Source organism: Novipirellula aureliae (genome assembly GCF_007860185.1).
GTDB classification, from domain to species: Bacteria; Planctomycetota; Planctomycetia; order Pirellulales; family Pirellulaceae; genus Novipirellula_A; species Novipirellula_A aureliae.
On the sequence record NZ_SJPY01000003.1, the window covers coordinates 556954 to 582625 of the forward strand.

General features: G+C 52.8%; 16 protein-coding genes. 9 read left to right on the forward strand and 7 right to left on the reverse strand.

All coding sequences use genetic code 11. The annotated features are described in order from the left end of the window. Positions 1-249 precede the first annotated feature (249 nt). The 5 genes from Q31b_RS11445 to Q31b_RS11465 all read left to right on the forward strand — a co-directional run bounded on the left by Q31b_RS11445 (position 250) and on the right by Q31b_RS11465 (position 9726). On the forward strand, positions 250-1638 hold the full coding sequence (locus Q31b_RS11445; protein ID WP_146599798.1) for a RidA family protein: 1389 nt from the start codon (positions 250-252) through the stop codon (positions 1636-1638). Positions 1639-1813: 175 nt separating this feature from the next. Next, positions 1814-3643: a DUF1553 domain-containing protein gene (locus Q31b_RS11450; RefSeq protein ID WP_146599799.1), complete on the forward strand. Its 1830-nt coding sequence runs from the start codon at positions 1814-1816 to the stop codon at positions 3641-3643. Positions 3644-3675: 32 nt separating this feature from the next. Then, entirely contained in the window at positions 3676-5109 is a 1434-nt protein-coding gene (locus tag Q31b_RS11455) for a DUF1501 domain-containing protein (RefSeq protein ID WP_146599800.1), read from the forward strand. Positions 5110-5146: 37 nt separating this feature from the next. Continuing rightward, a complete protein-coding gene (locus Q31b_RS11460; protein WP_146599801.1) occupies positions 5147-7462 on the forward strand; it encodes a peptidase in 2316 nt (771 codons plus the stop codon). A gap of 11 nt (positions 7463-7473) precedes the next feature. Beyond that, positions 7474-9726 carry a serine/threonine-protein kinase gene (locus Q31b_RS11465; protein ID WP_146599802.1) on the forward strand — a complete coding sequence of 751 codons (2253 nt, stop codon included), beginning with the start codon at positions 7474-7476 and terminating at the stop codon, positions 9724-9726. 302 nt (positions 9727-10028) lie between these two features. Here the strand turns inward: Q31b_RS11465 and Q31b_RS11470 are convergent, their stop codons facing one another. Together Q31b_RS11470 and Q31b_RS11475 are read right to left on the reverse strand one after the other, a co-directional pair. Beyond that, the gene (locus Q31b_RS11470) at positions 10029-10346 is read right to left on the reverse strand and encodes a hypothetical protein (protein ID WP_146599803.1); all 318 of its coding nucleotides are present in this window, start codon (positions 10344-10346) and stop codon (positions 10029-10031) included. Between the two features lie 125 nt (positions 10347-10471). Then, positions 10472-11341: a DMT family transporter gene (locus Q31b_RS11475; RefSeq protein WP_231617487.1), complete on the reverse strand. Its 870-nt coding sequence runs from the start codon at positions 11339-11341 to the stop codon at positions 10472-10474. A gap of 175 nt (positions 11342-11516) precedes the next feature. Here Q31b_RS11475 and Q31b_RS11480 point away from each other — a divergent pair, with 175 nt between their 5' ends. Continuing rightward, positions 11517-12500, forward strand: coding sequence for an aldolase catalytic domain-containing protein (locus Q31b_RS11480; RefSeq protein ID WP_146599805.1), 984 nt, complete (start codon positions 11517-11519; stop codon positions 12498-12500). Between the two features lie 9 nt (positions 12501-12509). Continuing rightward, entirely contained in the window at positions 12510-14825 is a 2316-nt protein-coding gene (locus Q31b_RS11485; RefSeq protein WP_315860389.1) for a tetratricopeptide repeat protein, read from the forward strand. 112 nt (positions 14826-14937) lie between these two features. On the opposite strand, the gene leuD is transcribed toward Q31b_RS11485, so the two are convergent. The 4 genes from leuD to Q31b_RS11505 form a co-directional block, all read right to left on the reverse strand. After that, positions 14938-15543, reverse strand: coding sequence for a 3-isopropylmalate dehydratase small subunit (gene leuD / locus Q31b_RS11490; protein WP_146599806.1), 606 nt, complete (start codon positions 15541-15543; stop codon positions 14938-14940). A gap of 66 nt (positions 15544-15609) precedes the next feature. Continuing rightward, the gene (gene leuC / locus Q31b_RS11495; protein ID WP_146599807.1) at positions 15610-17049 is read right to left on the reverse strand and encodes a 3-isopropylmalate dehydratase large subunit; all 1440 of its coding nucleotides are present in this window, start codon (positions 17047-17049) and stop codon (positions 15610-15612) included. Positions 17050-17399: 350 nt separating this feature from the next. Next, a complete protein-coding gene (locus tag Q31b_RS11500) occupies positions 17400-18086 on the reverse strand; it encodes a response regulator transcription factor (RefSeq protein WP_146599808.1) in 687 nt (228 codons plus the stop codon). A gap of 111 nt (positions 18087-18197) precedes the next feature. Beyond that, positions 18198-21911: a hypothetical protein gene (locus Q31b_RS11505; protein ID WP_146599809.1), complete on the reverse strand. Its 3714-nt coding sequence runs from the start codon at positions 21909-21911 to the stop codon at positions 18198-18200. A gap of 497 nt (positions 21912-22408) precedes the next feature. Here Q31b_RS11505 and Q31b_RS11510 point away from each other — a divergent pair, with 497 nt between their 5' ends. Together Q31b_RS11510 and Q31b_RS11515 are read left to right on the forward strand one after the other, a co-directional pair. After that, positions 22409-22822 carry a TraR/DksA family transcriptional regulator gene (locus Q31b_RS11510; protein ID WP_146599810.1) on the forward strand — a complete coding sequence of 138 codons (414 nt, stop codon included), beginning with the start codon at positions 22409-22411 and terminating at the stop codon, positions 22820-22822. 362 nt (positions 22823-23184) lie between these two features. Then, a complete protein-coding gene (locus Q31b_RS11515) occupies positions 23185-24393 on the forward strand; it encodes a S1C family serine protease (RefSeq protein ID WP_390622318.1) in 1209 nt (402 codons plus the stop codon). A 22-nt stretch (positions 24394-24415) separates the two neighbouring features. Here Q31b_RS11515 and Q31b_RS11520 read toward each other — a convergent pair whose 3' ends face one another. Continuing rightward, a complete protein-coding gene (locus Q31b_RS11520) occupies positions 24416-25663 on the reverse strand; it encodes a NupC/NupG family nucleoside CNT transporter (protein ID WP_146599811.1) in 1248 nt (415 codons plus the stop codon). Between the last annotated feature and the right edge of the window lie 9 nt (positions 25664-25672).

A 25672-nucleotide genomic window follows, 5' to 3' on the forward strand; every position in this document is an offset into this window, starting at 1 on the left:
GGCCAATCAGCAACGAAAACGCTCGATGTGACGTTTCATCCGATCGGATGATCCGTTGCATTTTTCACCATCTTGATCAACCTTAAGGCATAGCTATAGACGGTTTGAAGCGCCTAGAAGACATTAAGAGAGTTTCCATGGTGTGCCGAGGGCATACGACGACCATAGGGAACTCAATGGCCGCGAGATGGTTCAAACCCGATGCGTCAAGACACAGCCAATCACGGAATCCCCCAAAAAGGAAATACGATGTCTCTGATCGACAAAGGTTTTGCCAAGGCCGAAAAAGCTACAGACGAGGCAATTTGCTTCCAAATGCAACCGGTCAAGGAACTCCTACGCAAAGGCGGCTGCAACGGTGATTGCCAAGTCGAAGCTTTACTTTCCACCCCCCAAATGCCGCCTTGTGTCCTGAGTCAGCAACAACACACCGTCGTCCATTTAGATCATGTGTGCCGTGTGGCCCTGATGATAACGCCTCAGCCGATTGGCAGCCCAGTGGACCAAGCATGGGAAGCCATTTCGACCATGCGAGTGATTCTAAAGCAGCAAGCGGTGGAGATGACGGTAGCGATGCAGACGGTGTTTGTGGCCTCGGAGGACGACATTCCGGCATTCAAGAAGTTGTTCGAAGCCTATTTCGGCGACCGAGCTCCGGCAACCAGCTTCATCATTCAACCGCCATGCGAAGGCCAAGCATTGGCGATCGAAGCATGGGCGGTTGGTAGCCAAGAGACCGATGACGAAAACAGCTTGACGAAGTTGGATATCCAGTATCCGCTGCCCAATGTTGTCACGGTGGCTTACGACTCGCTGCGGTGGATCTACGTCGCGGGGGTGACGCCGTCACAGAACGCCAGGAATGCTTATGATGAATCAGCAAGCGTTTTTGGCGAACTAGCCAACCGGTTAGAGAGCGTCGGTGCATGCTTCAGCGATGTCCCACGAGTATGGCTCTATCAAGGTGGTATCACCGAATTAGAAGAGGTGGCCGACGGCAGTCAAATCGAACGGTACCGCGAACTGAATCGAGCGAGGACCGATTTCTTTGATAAGCTGCAAGATCTCGGACAGATGGCTATTTCGGGTACCGGTTCGACCATCTATCCCGCCAGCACCGGGATCGGAATGCAGGCCACCGGATTGACGCTCAGCGCCATGGCACTGCAGACAAACCGTGATGATGTCAAGATGTTGTCTCTCGAAAACCCTCAGCAAACCTCGGCATTCGACTACGCCAAGACCTTCTCAGCCAAGAGTCCGAAATTTGCACGTGCGATGGCGGTTCGCGTGGGCGACTACGTAACGACTTGGGTTTCGGGGACCGCCAGCATCTTAAATAGTGAGAGTGCCCATCTCGGCGACATTGAAAAGCAAACCGAACAAACGATCGATAACATTGAGCAACTGATTAGTCGTGACAACTTTAAACACCATGGCATGGATGGTTGCGGAGCCGGACTGAGCGATCTGGCAAAAATCCGTGTTTACGTTAAACGCGAAGCGGACTACAGGAAATGTAGAGAGGTATGCGAGCGTCGGTTTCGTAGCGTGCCCACGATTTATGCAATTGCGGATGTGTGTCGTGGAGAATTGTTGGTCGAAATCGAAGGAGTCGCGTTTTCGAAAGTAGAATAGTCAGCGCCGCAATATCGCTCCGTTCTCCGAGTTGGCAGCGTCCACGGATTGGCTCAGATCAACGGTCGCTTTTCAGGCGGCAAGCGTTTTCCGCTCGGAGGGCAGAGCGACAATTGCCGCGAGATAACAGCAAAAGGCGTGATCCATCATAAGGCGCGATAAATGTTGTAAGAACATGGCCAGAATTCCAAACGCAGCGAACACGACGAACCGAATCGACCCTCTTTGGATCTTTTCGTTTTTAATGTTGCTGACCGCAACCGCGATTGGCGTTGTTCTCTACAACGTCGTATCGCCTGTTGCCGACAGCGGTGATGCGGTGATCCGTGCGACGTCGCCCGCCGTAATGATGGCCTCGCCGACCGAATCGATGAACTTGCGAAACGCTTCATCGTTCGTCCCCAGCAAATCCTCGCTCAACGAGATTGCAAATTCTCAGAGCGGAAAATCGTTGGCTGCCGAGATGCCAAAGGAGTTTTCCGACTTAGGCGAGCATGATGCCGATTGGATAAACGATCCATTCGAAAGTGATTTGCCAATTCATTCACACAATTCGCTCGACGACCTCATCTTTTTGAATCTGATCAACCGAAAAATTGAGCCTGCTAAGTTGTGTTCGGATGCCGTGTTTCTACGCCGCGTTTACATTGACACCCTTGGAACCTTGCCGACGGCGGACGAGGCGAGATCGTTTTTGGATGATACCGATCCCGACAAACGAAACAAGCTAATCGACACGGTACTGGAACGCGAAGAATTTTCGATTTATTTGACGATGCGGCTTTGTGATCTGCTAAGGGTCAAAGCCGAATTCCCAATCAATCTTTGGCCCAACGCGGCGCAGGCTTACCATCGTTGGATTCATCAGGCCATTCGAAGCAACATGCCCGCTGACGAATTTGCCCATCGGCTATTGACCTCGTCCGGAAGCAATTTCCGCACACCGCAGGTCAACTTTTATCGGGCCATGCAAAGCAAAGAACCGAAAGCGATCGCTCAAACGGTGGCTTTAACCTTCCTCTGTGAACGAGCCGAAAAGTGGCCCGATCAGCGACTCGCCGGGATGGCGCAGTTCTTTTCCCAAGTCGGATTTAAACCGACAGGCGAATGGAAGGAGGAAATTGTCTATTTCGATCCTCGCAAGAACAAAGAAAATGCACTCAACCAATCGACCCATGCGATCTACCCGAATGGTGTATCGGTAAACATTCCCGCTGGGATCGACCCCCGAATCGTCTTTGCAGATTGGTTGACCGACAACAGAAATCCATGGTTCGCTCGCGCCTTTGCCAACCGGATTTGGTATTGGCTGATGAACCGAGGTATCGTCGATCCACCGGATGACATACGCCCCGACAACCCACCCTCGAATCACGCCCTACTGAACCAATTAGCGGATGAATTCGTGGCGGCCAATTACGACATCCGGTTTCTCTATCGATTGATCCTTCGATCCAATGCCTACCAATTGTCGTGCATTCCACAAAGCAATGATTCGTTGGCAGGTGTCCATTTCGCATACCATTTGACACGACGGCATGATGCCGAAGTTCTGATCGATGGGATTTGCCAAATCACGGATACTCATGAAATGTACATGAGCATTATTCCAGAACCCTTCACCTTCCTGCCCGACAATCAGCGTGCTATCGCACTCCCAGACGGGAGTATTACAAGCAGTTTTTTGGAAACCTTCGGTCGACCTGCACGAGACAGTGGACTAATGATGGAACGAAACAACGAATTGAATGCCGGACAAGCGTTGCATTTGCTCAATTCCAACCACATCCGCAACAAATTAAAAAAAGGTCAAGGGATCAATCGATTGCTCCAATCAGCGAGCGACCCAAGTGAAAAAGCCGAGTTGCTTTATCTTGCAATTCTTTCACGGCGGCCAAGTGAGGGGGAACGGACGGTGGCCGAACCCCTTTGCCGCTCGTCACAGGGGACTCGCGATTTGGCGTGGGCACTGATCAATACCGACGAGTTCATTTTTCAACATTAACATCCACTTACCAACCCTGCAGAGAATCGAGCATGTTTCATCAAAGAACTCAGCACGCCCATGGTTCGCTTTCCTGGGGTCCAACTCTAAGTCGTCGGCAAGCCTTGCATGCAGGCGTGCTCCGCAGTGCCGGAGCAGTCATCGCGTCTCAGATGATTGCGATGGACGCGAGGGCCAATTCGGGAGTTGCTGAAACCGAACGGAAAAACGAACGGACAACCGATGCCAAGCCTGCGATCGTTCCCAAGGCGAAAGCGGTCATTCAGGTTTGGCTAGGCGGTGGCCCGCCACATACCGATACGTTTGATCCCAAGCCCAATTCGGGAAGCGACTACACCGGACCTTTGAGTGGTACGTGCGCGACGAACGTCACGGGGATTCATATCGGTCAATTGATGACTGAACTGGGCAAGTGTGCCGATAAGTATTCGCTGATCCGTAGTTTCACACACGGACAATTCGGCCATGAAACCGCATCCTACTTAACACAGACTGGACGCATGCCAGGCCGCTTGGTCTATCCCGCCGCCGGCGCCGTTGTAACCGCGTTCAAAGGATTCCCAGAATCAAACGGGAACCGACAACAAGAAACGAGCTTGATTCCGCCCTATGTCGTCCTCACTCAGCCACAAGGTCGATTCTCTGAAGCGGGTTTTTTGGGGATCAAGTACAAACCGTTTGCAACCGGAAGCGATCCGAACGCAAGCAGGTTTGCGGTCGAGGGGATCGTCGCCCCTGACTTGTCTGAGCATCAACAGATGCAGCGTCGTGATCTGTTAAACGAACTGAACGCGTTGCACCGAGCCGCTGGACAGGATCCCCGTTTGGCAATGGCTGAAAAATCGAGGTCCGATGCGTACGATCTAATGCTCGGCGATACCGGCTTGGTGTTTAACTTAGCAGAGGAATCGGACGAAATGCGTTTACGTTACGGACGCAGCAAATTTGGTCAATCTTGCTTAGCAGCACGCCGGCTCATCGAAAACGGTTCGAAATTCGTTACGATCAATCACGGCGGCTGGGACACTCACAAAGATCACTTCCCCGTGATGCAGCGAAAGCTGCCCGAACTCGATCGTGGATTAGCTGCACTGATCACCGACTTGGACGAACGCGGGCTTTTGGAAAGCACGATTGTATGGTGTATCGGCGAATTTGGAAGAACACCGAAAGTGGCATCGGAGTCGCCGTGGAACGGGGGCAGACATCATTTCGGCAGTGTGTTTTCAACGCTCGTTGCAGGAGGAGGTTTTCAGGGCGGACAAGTCGTCGGAGAATCAAACGAAAAAGGGGAAGCAGTTAAAGACCGGCCAGTTTACCCAGGTGACCTGATTGGCACGATGTACGAGTTACTCGGTATCGACCCTGACGCAAGTCTACCGCATCCGATGGGCGAATTTGTCCGCGCCACCCCTGGCCCCGACGACGGCATGGAAACCGGAGGCCGTTTGTATGAAATCACCTAGGCTGGCGCCGACCAACGAGAGCCCCGGCATACACAGGATGAAACACAGTACCTCTCTTGCACGGCTTGTCTTCTGTATTCTCGCAGCGGCCCGAGTCGCCAATGGGAACGAGCCGCATCTGGCGTACGCTTATCCAGCAGGTTGCCAAGCAGGAACGGAAATTGAAATCACGGTGGGTGGACAACATATCAAAGAGGCGACAGGCATTTATCTATCGGGCGACGGAGTCGATTTGGAAATCGTAAGCTGGTATCGCCCAATGACCCGGGGCGAATCAAACCAACTGCAACGAAGAATCCGTGACACGCGTGATGCAATCATCAAACAGCGTGAGGCGATGGGAATCAAGCAGCGACCTTCCAACGAAGAGGTCATCGCGACCGCTGGCATCACCGAGGAACAACTTCGCGAACAGGAGATTTCTCGCCAGCGGGATCGTGATCCCAAACGGCAACCGAATGACCAATTGGCCGAAGAGGTCACCGTTCGCGTCAAAGTCGCCACCGATGCAAAACTTGGCAAACGTGAACTGAGATTTTTGACCGAAGAGGCAATCTCGAACCCAATTTGGTTTCATATCGGACGCTATTCAGAAGTTCGGGAAACCGAACCAAATGACCAATCCCCCGATCGAGTCGTCGAGTACACGCCTGTCGTTATCAACGGTCAAATCATGCCTGGAGACCAAGATCGATTTGCTTTCACGGCGAAAAAAGGCGAGCAAATCGTCATCGACGCGGCGGTTCGCGAATGCATGCCCTATTTGGCAGATGCCGTTCCTGGCTGGTTTCAAGCCGTTCTGAAGCTGACCGACTCGCATGGCCGAGAAATGAGTTTCTCCGATTCCTTCTATTATCGCCAAGATCCGGTCCTGTTTTTCGAAGTACCCAAAGACGACCAGTATGTTGTCGAAATACGCGACTCGATTTTCCGAGGACGAGAGGATTTTGTCTACCGGATCACCGTGGGCGAAATTCCGTTTGTCACTAGCATCTACCCACTCGGAGCCCAAGTGGATTCGCAATCAATGGTCCAACTCAAGGGCTGGAACCTGACCAACACCGATATTCCTGTCAAAACAATGACTCGTAAAAAATTCCGACCGGTGATGTGGTACACCGCTCCACAATCCGACGGCACGGAGATCCGGTTTCCGTTGCAAGTGGACTATTGGCCAGAAACATTCGACAAAGAACCCAACAATGATTACCAATCGGCGCAAGTCATCTCCACTCGTACGACAATCAATGGACGAATCGACTATCCAGGTGACGAGGATATTTACCGTGTCGAGGGTGGAGGTCGATTGATCGCAGAGGTGGAAGCCCGTCGACTCGGTAGCCCTCTCGATTCCGTCCTTCGAGTCACCGACGCGAACGGCAAAGAGATTGGATTCAATGACGATAAGGTCGACTTGTCACAAGCGCTGCAAACACATCACTCCGATTCCCATTTATCTGTCACGATCCCGGCAACAGGGAACCACTATCTGCACATCAAGGACGCGAGCAATCACGGCGGTCCCGACTTCGGTTATCGAATGAGGCTGAGTGCACCCGATGGCGATTTCGAACTTCGCGTCACGCCAGCGACCATCATCGCCCGTCGTGGTGAAACGGTTCCCATTACCGTTCACGCACTTCGAAAAGACGGTTTTGACGAAGACATTACACTTTCTCTCGTCGATGCCCCCGTCCCTCTCCGACTCGATGGTAACGTCATTCCAGGGACGGTGGACAAGCTGAACATGACACTGACGGTTCCAAACAACCTCAAATTGGTTGACGAGGAAACGGGATTGCCGCAAAAATTGTTTGCGTTGGAAATGGAAGGATCGGCTGGGAAGAGGAAAGGAAGTCAATCGCGAACCCAGCTCACTCGCTTAGCGGTTCCAGCGGAAAACATGATGCAAGCGTTCATTTGGTTTCACTTAGTCCCCGTTGAACAGTGGAACTTGGTGATCCGCGAAGGACGAGGCCGTTCGGCGCCCTTTTCGGTTATCCTGCCAGCGCCGCGTCTTGTATTGCCTGCCGAAGGTGATACGATCCTGGGAGTTGTTCCAATCGCAAAACAAATAAAAGCGAGTGAGATTCGGGTCGAACTGAGTGATCCGCCGCCTGGCTTATCGGCCTCGATTATCGAGAGTCCTGTTGGTGATAACTATGGGATCAAACTGACCAGTGACCCAGCCGAGATTGACAAAGAATTGAAGGGGAACTTGATCATTCGGGTGTACCGTGAACTCACACCGGAGCCGACCGAGGCCGTACCTATCCCCAAACCGAAGCGTACCGATTTAGGAATTTTGCCTGCGATTCCCTACGAATTTTCCCAGCGACGATCGCGACGTTAGATGACGACTTTATGACGGTGAACGAAGACCCCGAATTCCCTAACGATCCAATTGGCGAATCGCTAGATGAGCCAAAGGAAGAACCAATCGATAGGGCGTTTGCCGCTTACCTGCGTAGCTGCGACGCAGGTGAAATGGCCAGTCGCGATGATTTCTTAAAGCAGTTTCCGGATGTTGCTCAGCAACTAAGTGAATTGATGGAGGTGGCTGACCTCGTTGGCCGTGCTTCGGGTGTCGCCACGTCACCCTTGCATCCTAGGAATAAACCTCGCCCGTCTGCCATCGATCCTAGTGCGAAAACCGTTGGCTTATCGGTCGCAAGCGAAGATGATTCCAATGTGGATCCCGGTGCGACCTTGCCGATGCCGTACCGAGCCAAAGGGGATCATGGCCCCACGTTGCCGTTTAACCTTGGCGACTATGAACTTTTAGAAATGCTCGGCAAGGGCGGCATGGGGATCGTCTACTTGGCGCGTCAAACGGATCTGGATCGTCTGGTGGCCGTAAAGATGATCCGAGGCGGCATGTTGGCCGACGAATCCGACGTTCGTCGTTTCTATACCGAAGCCCAAGCGGCCGCAAAGTTGAACCATCCCGGCATCGTACCCGTTCACCATTTTGGTCAACGGGCCGGGCATCATTTTTTTTCCATGTCATATATCCGTGGTGTCGACTTGCAACGCCGCATCGATTCAGGCGTGATCGAACCGAAAACGGCTGCTCGCTATGTACGAGACGTCGCCCGAGCGATCGACCATGCTCACCACAACGGAGTGCTTCACCGCGATCTAAAGCCCGCCAACGTAATGATCGATACTGACGACAACGTTTTAGTCACCGATTTTGGTTTGGCCAAACGAATGGATTCGGATAGCAGTGTGACCGGTACTGGCAAGGCGGTAGGGACACCGCACTACATGGCACCAGAGCAAGCGGGCGGTTATAGTGACTTGGCCACTCAGCATAGTGACATCTATTCGATGGGCGCGATTCTGTTTGCCTGTTTGACAGGACGGCCTCCGATCATGGCTGACAACGTGGTTCAAACGCTGCTTCAAGTCATTCACGACCCCGCCCCGTCGATTCGTTCGCTAAAACCAGACACTCCGCTTGATCTCGACACCATCGTGGCAAAGTGTCTCGAAAAACTTCCCACGGATCGATACCAAACGGCGACGGAGTTGGCAAACGATTTGGACGCATTTATCAATGATCAACCGATTGCGGCAAAAGCCAGATCGTTGCCAATGAAGGTGTGGCATTGGCTCGAAGGCGTGCCACTCGTTGCCGCGGTTACCGGTCGCCGGATGGTCGACACGTCGCTGTCCCAACGCCGATTTCAAGCCGCAATGCTTCTGTTACTGATGATTTCGCCGTTCTTGGTATTGGCCATGGCGTCTGGATGGAGGGAATACACATCTTGGATTCCCCGAGAAATTGCCATCGCGGGCGGTGTCGAAGAAGGGATATACGATGATGTTTCGGCCACGTTAGCTGAACGTATGATTCAGCGGCACGATTTGACAGCATCGATGATCCCAAGCAACGGATCGCTCGACAACCGTGATCGATTGCTACGCCGGGAAGTCGACTTGGCTCCGATGCAAGCGTCGGCCGTTAGCGGGGATACAATTTGTGTGGTTGCCCCTCTGTTTTACGAAAAAATTCATTTACTGGTCGCTAGTGATAGTGACATCCAAAGCCCAGCTGACTTGGCGAACCGGCGGATTGCAGTCGGCCCGCTCGGAAGCGGATCGAGAGCGACCGCGGAAATGGTGTTCGAGTCGCTCGGATTACCGCCATCGGTACTCGAGCGTGAAGAGAGTTCGTGGAGCGATTTGACACACAACTTGAATCGTGACAATGCACCACAAGCCGTGATCATCTCGATTGGTGTCGGCAGTTCGTTCGTCTTCGAATTACTTGCGAGCGAGCGTTTTCGACTCCTTCCCATCGAACCAGCAATGGAGATATCGTTACAACATCCGACACTACGACCGATGACGATCGACCCCACCGATTACCCGGGGATTGATCTTCCCGAATCTGGTATCGCGACGGTCGGCACGACCGCATTCTTGGCCGCTCGTCATGACTCGCCCGACGATCTCGTCACGGCAGTACTTGAGTCGCTGTATCAAGAACCTGAGTTTTGCAGCGGACTGATACCTCGAAAGAACGCGGCGGAATGGCAAGGCCTTTCTCTCCACCGAGCCGCCCGCCAATTCTACAACGCATCCCAGAGCAAGACCTCGCCTGACTAGCCTCTATCTGAAAACGTAGCGGGAGTCGTCAAGACTTTCGATCGTCGGGCGTCTGTGCCGATGAGCACCCTCTTTCCACCGATTGATTTGCCATTACCCGCGAATGCATCAACTTTGAAACCGAAACCACTCGTTTTGGTCTTAAAAGAAGGCCGTCGGACGACTTGGACAACGCCTGGCTTGGTTGATCGTCGTGAGATGTCAATTGTATTGCTGACGCTTTGAACGGCGGCAGACGATAAACATCTCGAAGAGATTTCGGCCATTAGCCCGGATTATTCATTAGCCGTTTTGGCGATTAATCATTGATGGAAAAGTTTTCGGGCGCAATACATTATCGTCCGGTCAAAATACACAAACGATTGTTCGTGAACACCATGCGTGAAAAACTTGAGGTCGACGATCATCACCGAATCGATGGCGAAACGGTTTCCGGCAAAATCATCGAAATCGGAACCGGAAAGATGATCGATAGGATCTATGGCGGCGCTATCCTCGACGACTGCGAGATACGTATTCTTGGTGGTGCAAAATCCGTCAACCTTTTTGACACAACGATTCGCAATTGCGTCTTCAAGACACGAAGAAAACTGAGTAACGTTCATTTTGCGAGTGTTCATTTCGACACCTGTACGTTTCTTGGAAAATACAGCGGATGCCGGTTCGGGCAACTCGAAGCTGAAGACTCAGGTACCTTGTGGTCCCAGGCTAGTAGCCTAGGCGACGGTCTTGCGACAATGCGGCCTTACGAAACGACCACTAGGATCACGGCGGCGGTTAGCAAGCAGGCACCGATGACTCGTTTGATCATGATGGATTTGGGTAAATCGGCCTCCGCTCCTCCCCAAATCTTCGCTGCGGCCCATGCTAACGTCACTCCCCACAATCCGCGAAGCGCATAGACCACATTCACTCGCGCCGCATCACCGAACAGTGCAACCGCCAAGATGATACAAACCGCTTGTGTGGAAACTAAGAGGGTGCCTGGTAAAACGGCTCGGCGAACTTTGGAGATTTTCATTCGGTCCCAGTCGACCCACGGGATCAAACCGAGAGAGATCAGACCGACCGACCAGTACAATGGCGGCAAAATTCGCCCGATGCCCCACGATGGTGACCAGGCTTGGACCAGCACATCGAACGAGGCAAAAGAGATCGCCGCTGACAACGCGAGTACGATTGTCAAAATCATCCGTCGCCGGTTTCCTCGCCCCGTCCACTGAATCAAAACAATCCCCATCGTTGCCATGAACGCTGCATAACGAACAACGCTCGTCACCGATTCGGATGTTGCGAACGTCAACAGCAGCGTGACAAAGATCACTTTGGTCCCGAAAATCGGAGTCGCGATCGAAACGTCGCCGGCTTGAACCGATGCAAAGGTAAACACCAGTCCCATCATGTAGAGACACGCCAGTGCGATCGGTTGCCAAATCAGCTCAATCGGCTGGCCTGGCCCCCCGAGCAGCCAAAAGCAGGAGAACAAAAGGGTCGACATCATGTTGCTAAAGAACAAGATTGTCGCAGGACCGACGTCCAATTCGCTGGCCCGTTTAATAAAGATCAGGCCACAAACGAACAGAATACTGGCCGCGAAAGGTAATAATAGGTGCATGGTGGAAAAGAATAACTGGCGGATATCGATCGTGATACGCCAAGACCCTTGAGGAAACATCGTTTTGCGATCAAACTGGGGCCGCAAGCGATCTGCGACAAGGTCTCCTCCTTGCGCAATAAAATTCGGCTTGCAATGCATATCGGCTTAGCTTCCCCCCACAAAAGGTCATTCGATGCCTGAAAAAGCTCCTTGGATTACTTATCGCCCCGAATTAAAGGTGCTCGATTGCACCATCCGCGACGGGGGGCTCATCAACAACCACCTGTTTACCGATGAACAGGTGAAAGCGGTTTATGAAACCTGTATCGCAGCCGGTATCGACTACATGGAAGTCGGTTACAAAAATTCAGCTCGCCTGTTTCCCAAGTCGGATTTCGGAGCATGGCGTCACTGCGACGAGGAAGACTTGAACCGTTTGTTTGGTGATCACGACGCTGAGAAGACGGGCCTCAAATTGGTCGCCATGGCAGATGCGGAAAAAAGCGATTGGAAAACAAAGGTCGTGCCGCGAAGCGAATCGGTCTTGGACATGATTCGCGTTGCCTTCTATGCTCACCAGGTTTCCGAAGCGGTGGAGATGATCCATCATTTCAACGACTTGGGCTATGAAACAATGGCAAATTTGATGGCGGTTTCGAACATAACCGAGACCGAGATCGATACAGTATTAGAGAACATTGCTCCAACGCCCGCTGGAACCATGGTGATTGTTGATAGCTTCGGACACTTGTACCGCGAACAAGTTGATCGGTTGTACAAAAAGTACACCTCTGCGATGGAAGGTACAGGAAAAGAAATCGGCATTCACGCTCACAATAACATGCAGTTAGCTTTCGCCAACACAATCGAAGCGATCATTTTAGGCGCCAATCGTGTCGATGCGACGATGATGGGGATGGGACGAGGAGCGGGAAACTGTCCGATGGAAATCTTGCTTGGCTTTTTGCGAAATCCGAAATTCTCACTTCGTCCCGTGATCCAACTCTTGCAAGATCACATCATTCCACTGCGAGAAAAAGTCGAATGGGGGCCGTTAGTTCCTTACAATATTACCGGTCAATCGAATTTACATCCGCAGCACGCCATCAAATTCCGTAGCAGCGACCACAAGGATGATTTTGTCAAGTTCTACGACGAAATCAAATCAGAAATATAGAGCTAACTTTTGTCATCAAAAAAACGTAACGTTTCTGCCAAGCTTCCGGTGGCGCCGCTCGTCATTGGCGGGATCATCCTGCTTATTGGCGGGCTCGTCTTTGCGGATTACTGGGTTGCCGAGCCGCTCGGCCTGACACCCACATTCGTCGGCCGCGAAGCTTGCATCGATTGCCACCAAGAAGAATCGGAGCTTTACCAAGGCTCGGATCATGATTTGGCAATGGATATCGCTACCGACGAAACGGTACTGGGTGATTTTAATGATGTCACGTTCGAGCATGACGGACTCGTCAATCGCCTCTATCGCGATGGCAAACGGTTTATGGTCCGCACCGAAGGCGAAGACGGCGAAATGCACGACTTCGAAGTCAAGTATGTTTTTGGCGTCCGTCCGCTGCAAAACTACATGGTCGAATTCGACCGCACCCCCGACCAACCCGACGATGAAGTCGCTCGTGTCCAAGTGCTGCGGATCACCTGGGATACCATCAACAAAGAATGGTTTTACCTTCGCCCGCCCGATGTTGACGATAAATTGGCTCCCGATGACCCGCTGCATTGGACCGGCATCGCCCAGCGTTGGCAGACGATGTGTGCCGAATGCCACTCAACCAACTTAAAAGAAAAGTTCAACCCTGAGACGCTGACATACCACACGACTTTCTCCGAAATCGACGTTAGCTGTGAAGCCTGCCACGGGGCGGGAAGTTTGCATGTCGAGCTGGCAAATCGCAAATCGATCTTTTGGGATCGCAACTACGGTTACGGATTGGCAAAGTTAAAGGGCGAAGATCCTCATCCACAAATTGAAACGTGCGCGCCATGCCATAGCCGCCGTGGTGTCATCGACGATACATTCAAACCAGGGGATTCGTTCCATGATTTCTATCGTTTGGAACAACTACAATCATCTACCTATTATGACGATGGCCAAATCAAGGATGAGGTTTACGTCTATGGATCGTTTATCCAAAGCAAGATGTATCATCAAGGCATTCGATGCACCGATTGCCATGATCCGCACTCTTTAAAATTGAAATATGAAGGCAATGAGACGTGCACTTCATGCCACCAACATGCTGCGGGGAAGTATGACGTCCCATCGCATCATCATCACGAACCCGGTACACCTGGTTCAATGTGTGTCGATTGCCACATGCCGGAAACAAGCTACATGATGATCGATCCGCGGCGCGACCACAGTATGCGTGTACCGCGGCCTGATCTATCTGTCAAAATTGGAACTCCAAACGCTTGCAGCGGATGCCACGTCGCTGATCGCAAAGAAAAGTTGCCCGAAGGTGTTGCCGAGAAGCTCCACGAGTACTCCGATTGGTTATGGTTGGTCGAGCGAGATGATGATGCAACAGCCGACCAAGTGGCCCAGTTGATCGCAGAAACGGATCAGTGGTGCGATGAAGCTTGCGAGAAATGGTACGGTGAAGAAAGGCTAACGCCTAAAGTATTCGCAGAGCCTTTAGCGGCGTTTCGACGTGGTGAACCGGGATCGGTTGCCGAACTGCTTCGCGTGGTAAGTCAACCAAACGAGTTGGCCCCTGAAATCGCTCGCGCAACCGCGCTTACCGAATTGGGATTAGCGGGTGTGCCCGAAGCGGTCGACAAAGCAAAAGAGATATTGGCGAATGAGTCGGAGCATTTGATTGTCAAAGCCGCGGCAATCGGCGTCTATCAAAATGCACCACCGAGCCAAGTGATTCGCGATATCGTTCCGCTGATTGAAAGTCCATCCAAGCTGTTGCGGCACGAAGCGATCAGGGTGACCTTGGATTCGGGTGCCTTTGCACAGTTAGCAGGTTCCAAGCGGACTCAGGTGCAATTTGCTGCGAATGAGGTCCGCGATACGATGATGATCACATCGGATCGCGGTGGCGCCCACATGGCTTGGGCAACGATGCTGGAACAGCAGGGCCGCTACCGAGAGGCGATTGACTACTACGAAATGGCGATTCGCGTCGAGCCAAACTCGACCGGCCCGAGGTCAAATCTAGCAACGCTACTTGAAAACATGGCGTCGCAAGCAGGTGGCGAGGCAGGCGAGAACATGCGAAAACGCGCTGCGGAACTGCGAAAAGCAGAATTGCCATTGCTGGCCAGAGACGCCCGGCTGGCACCCAAAAATGCGTTTGTTCAATACCGCTTCGGATTGTCTAGCTATCTCAATGGCGATTACGACCAAGCCGTCGACAGTATTCAAAAGGCGGTCGATTTGGATCCCGATACCGAGATTTTCCAGACCGCGCTAAGGCTGCTCAAAGAAAAGATCGAAAGCGAAAAGATCGAAAGCGGGAAGAATGAAGAGTAACCCAGCTCACAGGCTTTGACTCGCAGGCGGTTCCGAAGAATCGCCGGATGTCGCTTCGATCCTATTCAGGATCAAAATGTGGGCGAAGCCGATGAAACGCTTTGCACTGGAACTACCAGCTACGAGCGGCTTCGTACTCGGTGATTTTCGCTTCGTTTTTCAGCGTCAATGCGATGTCGTCGAAGCCACCGAGCAGATTCTCTCGGCGACTCGCTTCCACTTCAAAGCTGCGTTCAAAACCCGCGCCATCGGTTATGATTTGCTTTTCCAGATCGACCGTCAATTCGTAGGGTGCCCCTGCAGTCGCCTGCTCGGCCGCTCGCTTGAAAAGCTCGTCAATATCGGACTCGGCAAGCTTGATCGGCAAGACGCCGTTTTTGAAACAGTTATTGAAAAAGATATCGGCGAACGAGGGTGCGATGACCGATCGAAAACCGTAGTCATCCAAGGCCCAAACGGCGTGTTCACGACTGCTGCCGCTGCCGAAGTTTTGCCGAGCGATCAAGATCGACGCCCCTTTGACCGCGGGTTGGTTCAGCTCAAATTCTGGATTTTCGGTCGTTCCATCGTCGAGAAATCGCCAATCGAAAAACAGAAACTGTCCAAAACCGGTTCGTTCGATCCGCTTTAGAAACTGCTTGGGAATAATTTGGTCGGTATCGACATTGGCGCGGTCAAGGGTAGCGACCATTCCAGTGTGTTTTGTAAATTTTTGCATTTTTCTTTTCGTTGAGAACTGCCGATTGGTTGAGGCGATTTTGTTGGGGCGATTTTGTTGAACTGACTAGGACTTGTAGGCCCAATCGCGAATGTCGGTAAAGTGGCCTTTCACGGCCGCTGCTGCAGCCATCGCGGGGCTGACCAAATGAGTTCGTCCCCCTTTGCCTTGGCGTCCTTCGAAATTGCGATTCGATGTGCTCGCACATCGTTCACCCGGAGCCAGTTTGTCGGGGTTCATTGCCAAGCACATGCTGCAACCCGCTTCGCGCCAATCAAAACCTGCTTCTTTAAAGATTTTATCAAGTCCTTCGGTCTCGGCTTGTTTCTTCACCTGACCACTGCCGGGAACGACCATGGCATCAACGGAACCACTAACGTGATGCCCTTTGACGACCGCTGCGGCGGCACGCAAATCCTCGATGCGAGCGTTAGTACACGATCCAATAAAGATGCGGTCCAACTTGATATCTTGAATCGGCGTTTTGGCCACTAAACCCATGTATTGTAGTGCCTGCGCCGTCGATTTCTGCTCCGTCGCATCGTCGAATTCAGATGGTTCGGGAATCCGCGCCGTGATACTTCGGACTTGCCCAGGATTGGTTCCCCAGGTGACTTGTGGTTCGATATCCCTGCCCGCGTAAACGTTTGACAAGTCGTACGATGCTCCGGTATCGGTGGGATAAGTCTTCCAACGCTCGATAGCGGCTTCGAAATCTTGCGGTACTTCGGGGCGGCCGCGAAGGTAGTCGAACGTGGTTTGGTCGGGGGCGATCATGCCTGCTCGAGCGCCGGCCTCGATCGACATGTTGCAAACGGTCATCCGTTCTTCCATCGACAAATTGCGAATACAATCGCCGGTGAATTCCAGAACATAGCCCGTCCCCCCCGCCGTTCCGATTTGTCCGATCAAGTACAAAATCATGTCCTTGGCCGTTACCCCTTGGGACAACGAGCCATCGACGCGAAGCTCGAAGTTTTTGGGTTTAAATTGGAGCAACGTTTGCGTGGCCAGCACGTGCTCCACTTCGCTGGTCCCAATTCCAAAAGCTAACGCACCGAATGCGCCATGGGTCGCCGTATGGCTATCGCCACAAACGATTGTCATCCCAGGTTGGGTGTAGCCGTTTTCGGGGCCGATGACATGGACAATCCCTTGCCGGACGTCATCGATATCGAACAGCGTGACCCCGAATTCTTTGCAATTTTCCCGCAATGTTTGAATCTGCTTGCGGCTAATTTCATCCGCAATCGGTAAACTTCGGTTGCTGGTGGGTACATTGTGATCGGGCGTCGCGATCGTTCGCTCGGGGCGGCGTACCGGGCGTCCGGCTATCCGCAGACCTTCAAACGCTTGGGCGCTGGTCACTTCGTGGACCAAGTGCAGGTCGACATAGAGGATTGCAGGGCCCGATTTTGGTTGAAAAACGACGTGCTCATCCCAGATTTTTTCGAGCATCGTGCGAGGTGCGGCTTGGGAAGAGCCAGCCGAAGATGAATCAGTCATGTGAGTTTGGGTGACCAAATGATGGAGGGATCGAGTTCTTTCCCTAAACTTTCGACAGAAAACAGGAAAATGTCAACGCCCCCACCGGGGACGGCTTTCCGGACAGCGGTCGCTAGAAGCCCCCGGCACGACTTTGGGTATCTCGATCGAATGCCTACGAGTGCTTTGTCACAGCTTGATTTTGCCGGCTTGGCAAAGGAGTGGCTGGGCCATCTTGCCCCGGTAAGCTGCGGCTGGAAGTCACAGCCACGAACGAGGCTTACCCTCATTCTTCGTTGTCACAAAGCATTCGCCAGGATGAGTGGATTCAACCAATCGTCCACCAACGGTTCGGAAACGAGAGATTAAGATTATTCGCGGAAGCGGTAGCCGACGCCACGGACCGTTTCGACGAGATCCGCGTAGGCGCCCATTTTTTTCCGTAATGCGCGAACGTGAACATCGATGGTCCGGTCCAGGACCATCGTGTCTTCGCCTAGCGCCGCATCGACCAGCTCGTTGCGGCCAAACGCCCGGCCCGGTTGGCGGATGAGTGTGTCGAGCAAGCGAAACTCGCTCTTTGTCACCTTCAAGGTTTCCGTATCCACCATAACAACGTATCGTCTTCGATCAACGGTAACTCCATGCCGTGACACCGACTCCGAATCTTCGAATGTTTGCTCGCGTCGTCTGAGGAGTGCTTTCAGTCTTTGCAAAAGCACCTTGTAACTCTCGACCGGTTTTACCACATAATCGTCTGCCCCGACCGCAAACCCGACGACCTGGTCCGATTCTTCCCCAAGAGCACTGAGCATCAGAACCATCGTGTCTTGAGTCGTCGGGTCGGCCCTTAGTTGTTTACAAACCTCGACTCCACTGAGCACTGGCAGATCGACATCCAAAAAGACAACGTCGGGAAGTAGAAGTCGAGCCTGGTTCAATGCATCGCGTCCATCACCGGAACGGTATACTTCATAGCCAGCTCGTTTAAGTTGATACTCCAGTGTTTCCGCCAAGGGTCGGTAATCCTCGACGATCAATACCTTGATAGCGGACATTTGTTAGCCACGTTTCTTCGAATACAGGGTGTCATCTAATCAGTCGCTATCGTGATCGATTTTTGGTTCGAGCGGCACCCTTGTACTGGACATGATTGCATGAAATTCTTGTTAAGATTGGATGTGCTCGTCATTCTCTTCTTCAAGTTCCTCTAGTAGCGCCCCCTCTTCGGCTTGCTGAATTCGTTGCCGTGCGCTTTGGAAGAGCAATTGGCCCTCGCGGGCGAACACGCATCCCAAAACCAAAATGGCAGCTGCGGCCACGAATTTCAACCAAGACGCAACGAATGCAACGATCAGAAAAGCACAAAACGCTGCAATCCCAGCGTAAACGAGCTTCGTCATTGCCTTGAGCTGAGTATCACGAGTTTGCACGCGTACGCTTCGAGAAATCGCCGTCCGCGCTGATTGATTTGCCAAGTCACGCATGGCAGACAAATTCTCAGACCGCTCGGGCGCTTGGCTGCGGGGGATCATCGGCTCCGAAGGATCGTATTCAGCGACCGCCGAATCGGCGACTTGCCCCTGAACGGATGATTCCATTTCATCGTCCGCACCCTGTTCGGGCGGTCGACCACCAACCGATGCTGGCGTAATCGATGAGGCCGCCTTCGATTCCTGGTCGGGTAGCGAAATCGCCGACGATTCGCCTTGCACCCGCTTGAGCAAGCGGTTCATGTACGCTTCGATCGAATCATCCTCCTCCTCTTCCGGCTTGCTACCTACGGACGCCGTCTCTTCGGCGGTAGAGGTGTGCGATGACAGTGGTGTCGAATCGATCGGTTCCTCATCGTCATACTCCTCCTCCTTCAAACTCGCATAGTCATACCGGTCGCTGTCCTCCTGCTCCCCTTCCTCCAACTCGGCACTTGCGGGCATCGCTTCCTGCTCATCGGCATTCTCGAACGACCACGCACTCGTGAAGTTCTGTCCGTCCGCGTCGTCATCGGAGTGCTGTTCCGCTGGTCCCCAATCCGATTCGATCGGTTCGCTTTGTGACGCATCATGGGCAACCGAATTTTCGTCGGCTTCTAATGGATTCGCTGCCAACCCATCCGCCATTGCCCCATCCGCCATTGCCCCATCCGCCATTGACTCATCCGCTTGCGAGTCCAGATCGTGCGGAGAGACTGGCAAATGCTCAAGAACATTTGTTGCTTGGTAAGTTGCCTCATAGGAATCATCCTCCTGGCCAGCGAACACTTCATCCTGCCCATGATTTTCCGGGCTGGGATTCTCATGCTGCGAATCTCTTGGATACTCCGAGCGAGTCCCCTCCTCGAAACTTCCATCCTCGGATTTCGACTCGATACTCGATTCGATTTCTCGAATCAATTGGCTCGCAAACGAGCATGGTTCGGATTCCTCTGGCAGCGAACCAGTCGAATCTTGTTCCTCACCGGCATATCGAATCGCATCGACATCACGTTCGACGTCGTCGGTAGCGGATGCTTGGCCCCAATTGGTCACCGAATCAGCTGGAGAAACCGAATCGACCGGATCGATCCACTGCTCTTGCAGATCCGCATCGATTCGACCGCCGTCATCATCAAGTTCGTTGGACGTTTGATGCGAGTCCCAAAGGTTTGCCTGTGAGCCGTCGTCGGCGTTTTCTTTTTCTGCAGCAACCTCTTGCTCCAACCCATCTTCCAAATCTTCCAAAGCTTCCGCTGGGGAATCATCGGTCCAAACAACGCTATCCGCACTCTCAACGGAAACATATTCCGGCTCGCTCGACAGCGACTCGATTGGGGTGGACTCGTTCGAGACCGACTCGATTGGCTGTGAAATCGACCAGACATCCTCCACCTCGCCGGGGACGCTATCGCAAGCGGAGTCATGCGTTTCCTGAGCGAGCGGTTTTTCATCAGCCTCTGCAGCAAGATTCTCAGAAACAACGCCACAGCTATCTTCCGGTTGACTCGGATCGGACCGATGCCGCTCGGCGAGCTGCTGGCGTAATATCGCAATATTCTCTTCGTACTGCGACTTGACCGCGTTCATTTGATCGCTGGCTTGACCAAGTTCTTCGGACAGCGCGAGAAATGCTTCGTTGGATGGCAGCGAACTCATTTCTGCGATCACCCGTTCGCGTTCCGCAATGGCTTCATCGCGTTCGGAGGCCGCATCATCACGCTCCGCTTTGAACGTTTCGAGTTTCAACGTCAGCGATTCGTTCGCCTCCTTTAACTGCAACAATTCACGATTTGCAGTGGCCAATTCCAGCGATAGCGATTGTACGCTCTCGTGGAGTAAGTCGGCTTCTGCGGTCCAACTTTCGTGGTCTTGATGATGGTTTGCTTGGGAATCTTGAAGCATGGCTTCCAACTGCGCGACCGAATCGCGAGCTTCGAGATAGTCTCTCTTGAGCTGTGTTGATTCATCGGTTGCCCGTTGGACGATTTCCTGCAATTCTTCGATTTGAGCTTGCAGCACTCCAACGGCATTGCCGCTCTGATTCGCGGCATGTTGCTCCGCTTCGATTTGTTGACAAATCGATTCATATTGTTGGCTGATTTCGGCAAGCCTTGTTTCTGCTTCTTGGCATTTCGCCTCGCTCTCGGCTTTGGCCTCAACCGCTTGATCGCGAGCTTGTTCGAGTTCCAAACGAACGCGATTTTGCTCGGCACGCTTTTCCTCTTCTTCCTGCCGAAGGGATTGTTGGTTGGATGTCAGCGTTTCCAAGTGGTCTTTAAGCGCCGTGAATTGCTCGCGCATTTGAGCGATCGCATCCGTAGCCGTTTTGGCTTGCTCTTGGGATTGAACCACTTGCTTTCGAGCGTCTTCGACTTGCCCTCGGTAGTGATCTTGCAAGCGTTTGAATTCCGCTTCCTTTTGTGCAAAGAGCTCCTCGCGGCTGAGACTAGCCTGTTGTAACCGTTCGACTTCAGCGGCTTTGCGAGTGTATTGTTCTTGCGTGACACGATTCTTTGACTCTTCGGACAGCAATTCAGCTTCGCGTTTGTGCAATGTTTCGGCGCGGCTCCACAATTCACTTTCGCGACTTTGCAATATGGTTTCACGGTCACAGCACCTCGATTCCCGCCGATCAACCTCTTCTTGCCGCTTACGCCACTGCTCGATCTCTCGCCGAAGCTGTTCATGCCAAGCATCGTCGGATTCACTGCGTTTGCTATTTAGCTTGGGTATCGAACCGATCAGGGAAGCGGGTGGGGAGGCAAGCGTGTCGGTCTCTTCAGAAATCACGCGTGCGACGCGGTCTCCTTTGCCACGATCGGAAAAGAGTGACTTGAACGGTGCTGCGGCCGTCGTGCTTTTCACGGGCCCGCTTTTCACTGGCCCGCTTTTCACTGGCCCGCTTTTCACTGGCCCGCTTTTCACTGGCCCACTATTCACTGGCCCGTTTAAGAGTTCGAACCGATAGTCACCCAAACGCAGAGTGTCGCCGACACAAAGGGCTGCCTCGGTCGTGCGAACGGAATTGATTTCGATTGGAACGGAATAGGCGCGTACCAAGATCCGCTGGGCGTCGCGAATCAAAACGGCGTGCATCGGGCGAAGGGTTTGGTCGGCCAATTGGATCGAGCAGCCGTGGGCACTTCCAAACGTGTATCGATTCCCCGTCAGCCGGAGTCGTCGATTCGGTGCTCCTGGGCTCGTGACCCGAAATTCGATCGCATCTTTGGCTGCCGCACTTAAACGGTCTTCGCCATTTGAATCGTCTTTTGAGACGCCACCGAAAGGGAGCTGCGACACCACCGAAACGATTGGATTGGTATCGACGGAGTCGCCCAAAGCAAAAGAGTCGGCTTGAAGAGAAGCCATTTGGCTGCTGTGATCCGTGTTGCTGTAATCCGTATTCACGGGCCGCGTCCTCGAATTTGGAAAGTCTATGCGTTCGTGCATTTTCTCTAAGCAATCTGGGGAACCTGCACCGTCTGAGATTGCTCGATTGCTGCTGTAGCGCGCAGTTGCGCTGGTGCCAGCGCGAATGCACCTTCTTGGTTTCGGCACATTCCCAATGCTGGGGTGAGTTAAAATGAAACGGCTGTAGCAATTTTTCCGTTGTCGCGACGCCGGCTGGCGACGAAATCGCTTAAATGTCCCTTCCATAAAAGTAAAAGTTTTTTGCTGTCCCAGCCCACAAAGGCCGGGTAATTACAACGATTTTGTATGACTTCTCGAATATTCCAGCTAAAATTCGGAGTACAGAAGCAGACAAGTCACATAGGATTCCTATGATGGACGGTGCGGGGAGGGTAGACGCCCTTATCGACAGGGTAAAATCACCCGTCGTACCGAATTTGAAACAGCAGCAACGAGATTCTTGACACATTCACCGTAGGTAGAGGCTGATAGCGATGGCACGAAAAGATGCGATTTCAAAACTGAAGGATACGCTTGTTCATCGCCGAAACGCATTGCGGCGTGCGTTGGCAGGCGATTTAAGTCTGCTGCAAGAGTTGCACCAGCAAAAGACGGGTGACATCCTCGACGCTGCTGCCGACACCGTCCAAGATGAACTCAACAGCCAAATTTTGGAGGTCGAAAGCCGAGAATTGGCGGCCATTGAAGAAGCGATCGAAAGAGCTGAGCGAGGTGACTACGGGATTTGTGAAGATTGCGGAAAGCCGATCCCGCTGACTCGTCTTCGCGCAATCCCCTACGCGACCGACTGCATCTCATGCCGCCGAAAATCGGAAATGTCGAACGATCAAGATGGAACCGTGCGGTGGAACCGTATCTTCGAAGACGCTGAAGTCGACTCGGTTTGATCGCGATTTCAGGTCGGAGTGCAGACTTTGGCCGGTTCATGCGTCGGGCGGGATCGGTTGCAGGCTGTACTCCTGTGTTTTACCGAGGCGAACGGTTGCAACCAAAATCGCAATCAGAGGGCGGGTTTTGCGGATTAGTGCAGTCACGGCGGGACAATTATCCCGCCGTTTTTTAATGCGCCAAAAGTAACTGTTTTGCCACCTGAACCGCAGAGGTCTACCGAGTAGCGAAGTTCGAAAGCTAGCCTTTACAAGAGGGCGATGTATAGAATCACGGCAACGTCCTCTCCCTTCGTTTTGCCGGTTCCTCCAAACGCACCGTTTTCCTCCTCCCCCCTTCCTGTACATCAAACTTCAATGCCATGGTACCAAAACCCGAGACCTGTCGACATCACGCGGTATGTCGTTCGCCCAATGTGCCAAGATGTTTTTTCATCATTTCACTGATTGGAATGTCTTGGATCACCGTTTCCACGGTCGCCTCTGCGCAAACAAACTCGACATTGAGCTCGGATGGCCATTCGGTAAGCGTCCGTCGTCCGTCACTCGACGAGCCGAGCCAACAGATGATCGACTCACAGCGTGAGCGTCTGTTCAACGAATTGGCCGAAGAATTTAGCATGTTCGATCGGCTCGGCAATCTCGTTCGACGGGTCTCACAACTGGTGAAACCAAGTGTCATTCATATCGAAGCACATAAAACAGAAAAGAACGAGTCTTATGATGAAGCAGGTGCGGGGGTCGTTTTGCGGATTGGGAATGACACTTGGGTAATGACCAACCGGCACGTGATTGTCGGCGCAAGCCCCAGCGAGATTTTGCTAAGGACGAGTGATGGAAAAGAGTTTCATCCCAGTGAAATTCTCGCCGACGCGAGCACGGATGTCGCCATTTTGAAAATCTCGCCAACAGCGTTGCCGCCTGCTCGGTTGGGCAACAGCGACATGACCGAGATCGGCGATTTTGTGATAGCGATTGGCAGCCCCTTTGGCTTGAGTCATTCGGTCACGTTTGGAATTTTGAGTGCGAAGGGGCGGCGGGATTTATCGCTCGGGGAACAACGAATTGAAATGCAGGATTTCTTTCAAACCGATGCAGCGATCAATCCGGGAAACAGTGGTGGGCCGCTGCTTAACCTGCGTGGCGAAGTCGTCGCACTCAATACCGCGATCGCCAGTAGCAGCGGAGGTAGCGAAGGGATCGGTTTCGCCATTCCGATCAACATGGCCGTTCAAGTCGCCGATCAATTGGTCCAATACGGGCAACTGCGCCGCGGCTATCTAGGCGTGACACTCGACCCCGTCTTTTCGGCTGCGGATTTGGCTGCAGCCGGATACACCGCCGCGGCTGGCGGCGCACTGGTCAAATCCGTTCGCCCTGGATCGCCTGCCGAAGTGGCTCATTTGCAACGTGGTGATATCATCGTCGAATTCTCAGGCCAAAAAGTCGATAGCGATGACCATTTGGTCGCCCAAGTCGGACTAGCCAAAATTGGTGAGAAAATCCCGATGATTATCTACCGTGATGGCAAACGCTATCGGACCGAGGTCGTCTTGACCGATATGCGTTGAAAGCGGGGTGCCGACAGGCGATTCACAACAGCATTCCGGCGACCGCTCCGGTCATGCAGCATGCCAACAGCCCCCCGAACATCGCTCGCAACCCCAGTTTGGCCAGATCATCTTTGCGGCTAGGCTCGAGACCGCCAATCCCACCGACTTGAATGCCTATTGCACCAAAGTTGGAAAAGCCTGCGAGCGCATAGGTCAAAATCGTTTTCGTCCGCTCACTGATCGGACTGTCAACACTTGCCGTATCAAGTTCCCCGAGTTGCATGAACGCGATGAACTCGTTGGCGACCGTCTTGATGCCGATAAACTCTCCTGCAGCGACCGATTCGTCGATCGGAATTCCCATGCACAATGCCAACGGAGCAAAAACGTAACCCAGAATCGATTCGAGTGTCACGCCGGTTATCGCTACCAAAATAGAATTACAAAGTGCGATCAATGCTAAGAAGGCGATCAACATCGCAGCAACATTTAAGGCCAGTTTCAATCCGTCCGAAGCACCTTGAACCGCTGCACCAATCACATTCACACTCGCTTTTTCGGAAGATAACTGAAGTCTTTCGGTCGACGGTGCCCCTTCAGTCTCGGGCAGCATTACCTTGGCGATCAACAACGCAGCGGGAGCACTGATAACCGAAGCGGTTATCAGATGGCTGGCATCCATTCCCATGTCGACGTAGGCCCCGAGAAGCCCACCGGTAACCGTCGCAAAACCGCCCGTCATCAAGGCATTCAGCTCGCTACGAGTCATCGTTGCTAAGTAAGGTTTGACCACCAGCGGCGCTTCGGTGTGTCCGACAAAGACGTTTGCTGCTGCGGATAAGGTTTCGGGTCCACTCGTCCCCAGCGTTCGCTGCATCGCCCATGCCATCGAGATCACCACCCACTGCATCACGCCGATGTGATACAGCACGGACATGAAGGCCGAAAAGAAAATCACCGTGGGCAATACCCCGAACGCAAAGGTTCTTAGCAATGCATGCTTAACTGGGATGATGTCATCAACGGAATCGGTGCTTCGCGCATTGATGTCGAAAACGAATGAGGCACCTTCGTCAACGAAGCTCAGTAGATGAGTGACTCCGTTCCCAAGCTGCTCAAACAGGAGCTGCCCCCAAGGAGTTCGAAGTACCAAGAAACCCAGTACGATTTGCAACAGAATTCCGCCGACAACAATTCGCACCGGAAACCGTCGTCGATCAGAACTCAGCAGCCATGCAATCGAGACCAGGATAATGATGCCGAGACCGCAAATCAGTCGAGATTGCATGATAACGAT

What these genes read in the sequence shown, in the direction of transcription:
- leuD (WP_146599806.1), bottom strand. Translation starts at nt 15,543, where the DNA reads ATGCAAAAATTTACAAAACACACTGGAATGGTCGCTACCCTTGACCGC.
- Q31b_RS11520 (WP_146599811.1), bottom strand. Translation starts at nt 25,663, where the DNA reads ATGCAATCTCGACTGATTTGCGGTCTCGGCATCATTATCCTGGTCTCG.
- Q31b_RS11460 (WP_146599801.1), top strand. Translation starts at nt 5,147, where the DNA reads ATGAAACACAGTACCTCTCTTGCACGGCTTGTCTTCTGTATTCTCGCA.
- Q31b_RS11510 (WP_146599810.1), top strand. Translation starts at nt 22,409, where the DNA reads ATGGCACGAAAAGATGCGATTTCAAAACTGAAGGATACGCTTGTTCAT.
- Q31b_RS11480 (WP_146599805.1), top strand. Translation starts at nt 11,517, where the DNA reads ATGCCTGAAAAAGCTCCTTGGATTACTTATCGCCCCGAATTAAAGGTG.
- Q31b_RS11470 (WP_146599803.1), bottom strand. Translation starts at nt 10,346, where the DNA reads ATGAACACTCGCAAAATGAACGTTACTCAGTTTTCTTCGTGTCTTGAA.
- leuC (WP_146599807.1), bottom strand. Translation starts at nt 17,049, where the DNA reads ATGACTGATTCATCTTCGGCTGGCTCTTCCCAAGCCGCACCTCGCACG.
- Q31b_RS11500 (WP_146599808.1), bottom strand. Translation starts at nt 18,086, where the DNA reads ATGTCCGCTATCAAGGTATTGATCGTCGAGGATTACCGACCCTTGGCG.
- Q31b_RS11445 (WP_146599798.1), top strand. Translation starts at nt 250, where the DNA reads ATGTCTCTGATCGACAAAGGTTTTGCCAAGGCCGAAAAAGCTACAGAC.
- Q31b_RS11475 (WP_231617487.1), bottom strand. Translation starts at nt 11,341, where the DNA reads ATGCACCTATTATTACCTTTCGCGGCCAGTATTCTGTTCGTTTGTGGC.
- Q31b_RS11455 (WP_146599800.1), top strand. Translation starts at nt 3,676, where the DNA reads ATGTTTCATCAAAGAACTCAGCACGCCCATGGTTCGCTTTCCTGGGGT.
- Q31b_RS11465 (WP_146599802.1), top strand. Translation starts at nt 7,474, where the DNA reads ATGACGGTGAACGAAGACCCCGAATTCCCTAACGATCCAATTGGCGAA.
- Q31b_RS11515 (WP_390622318.1), top strand. Translation starts at nt 23,185, where the DNA reads ATGGTACCAAAACCCGAGACCTGTCGACATCACGCGGTATGTCGTTCG.
- Q31b_RS11450 (WP_146599799.1), top strand. Translation starts at nt 1,814, where the DNA reads ATGGCCAGAATTCCAAACGCAGCGAACACGACGAACCGAATCGACCCT.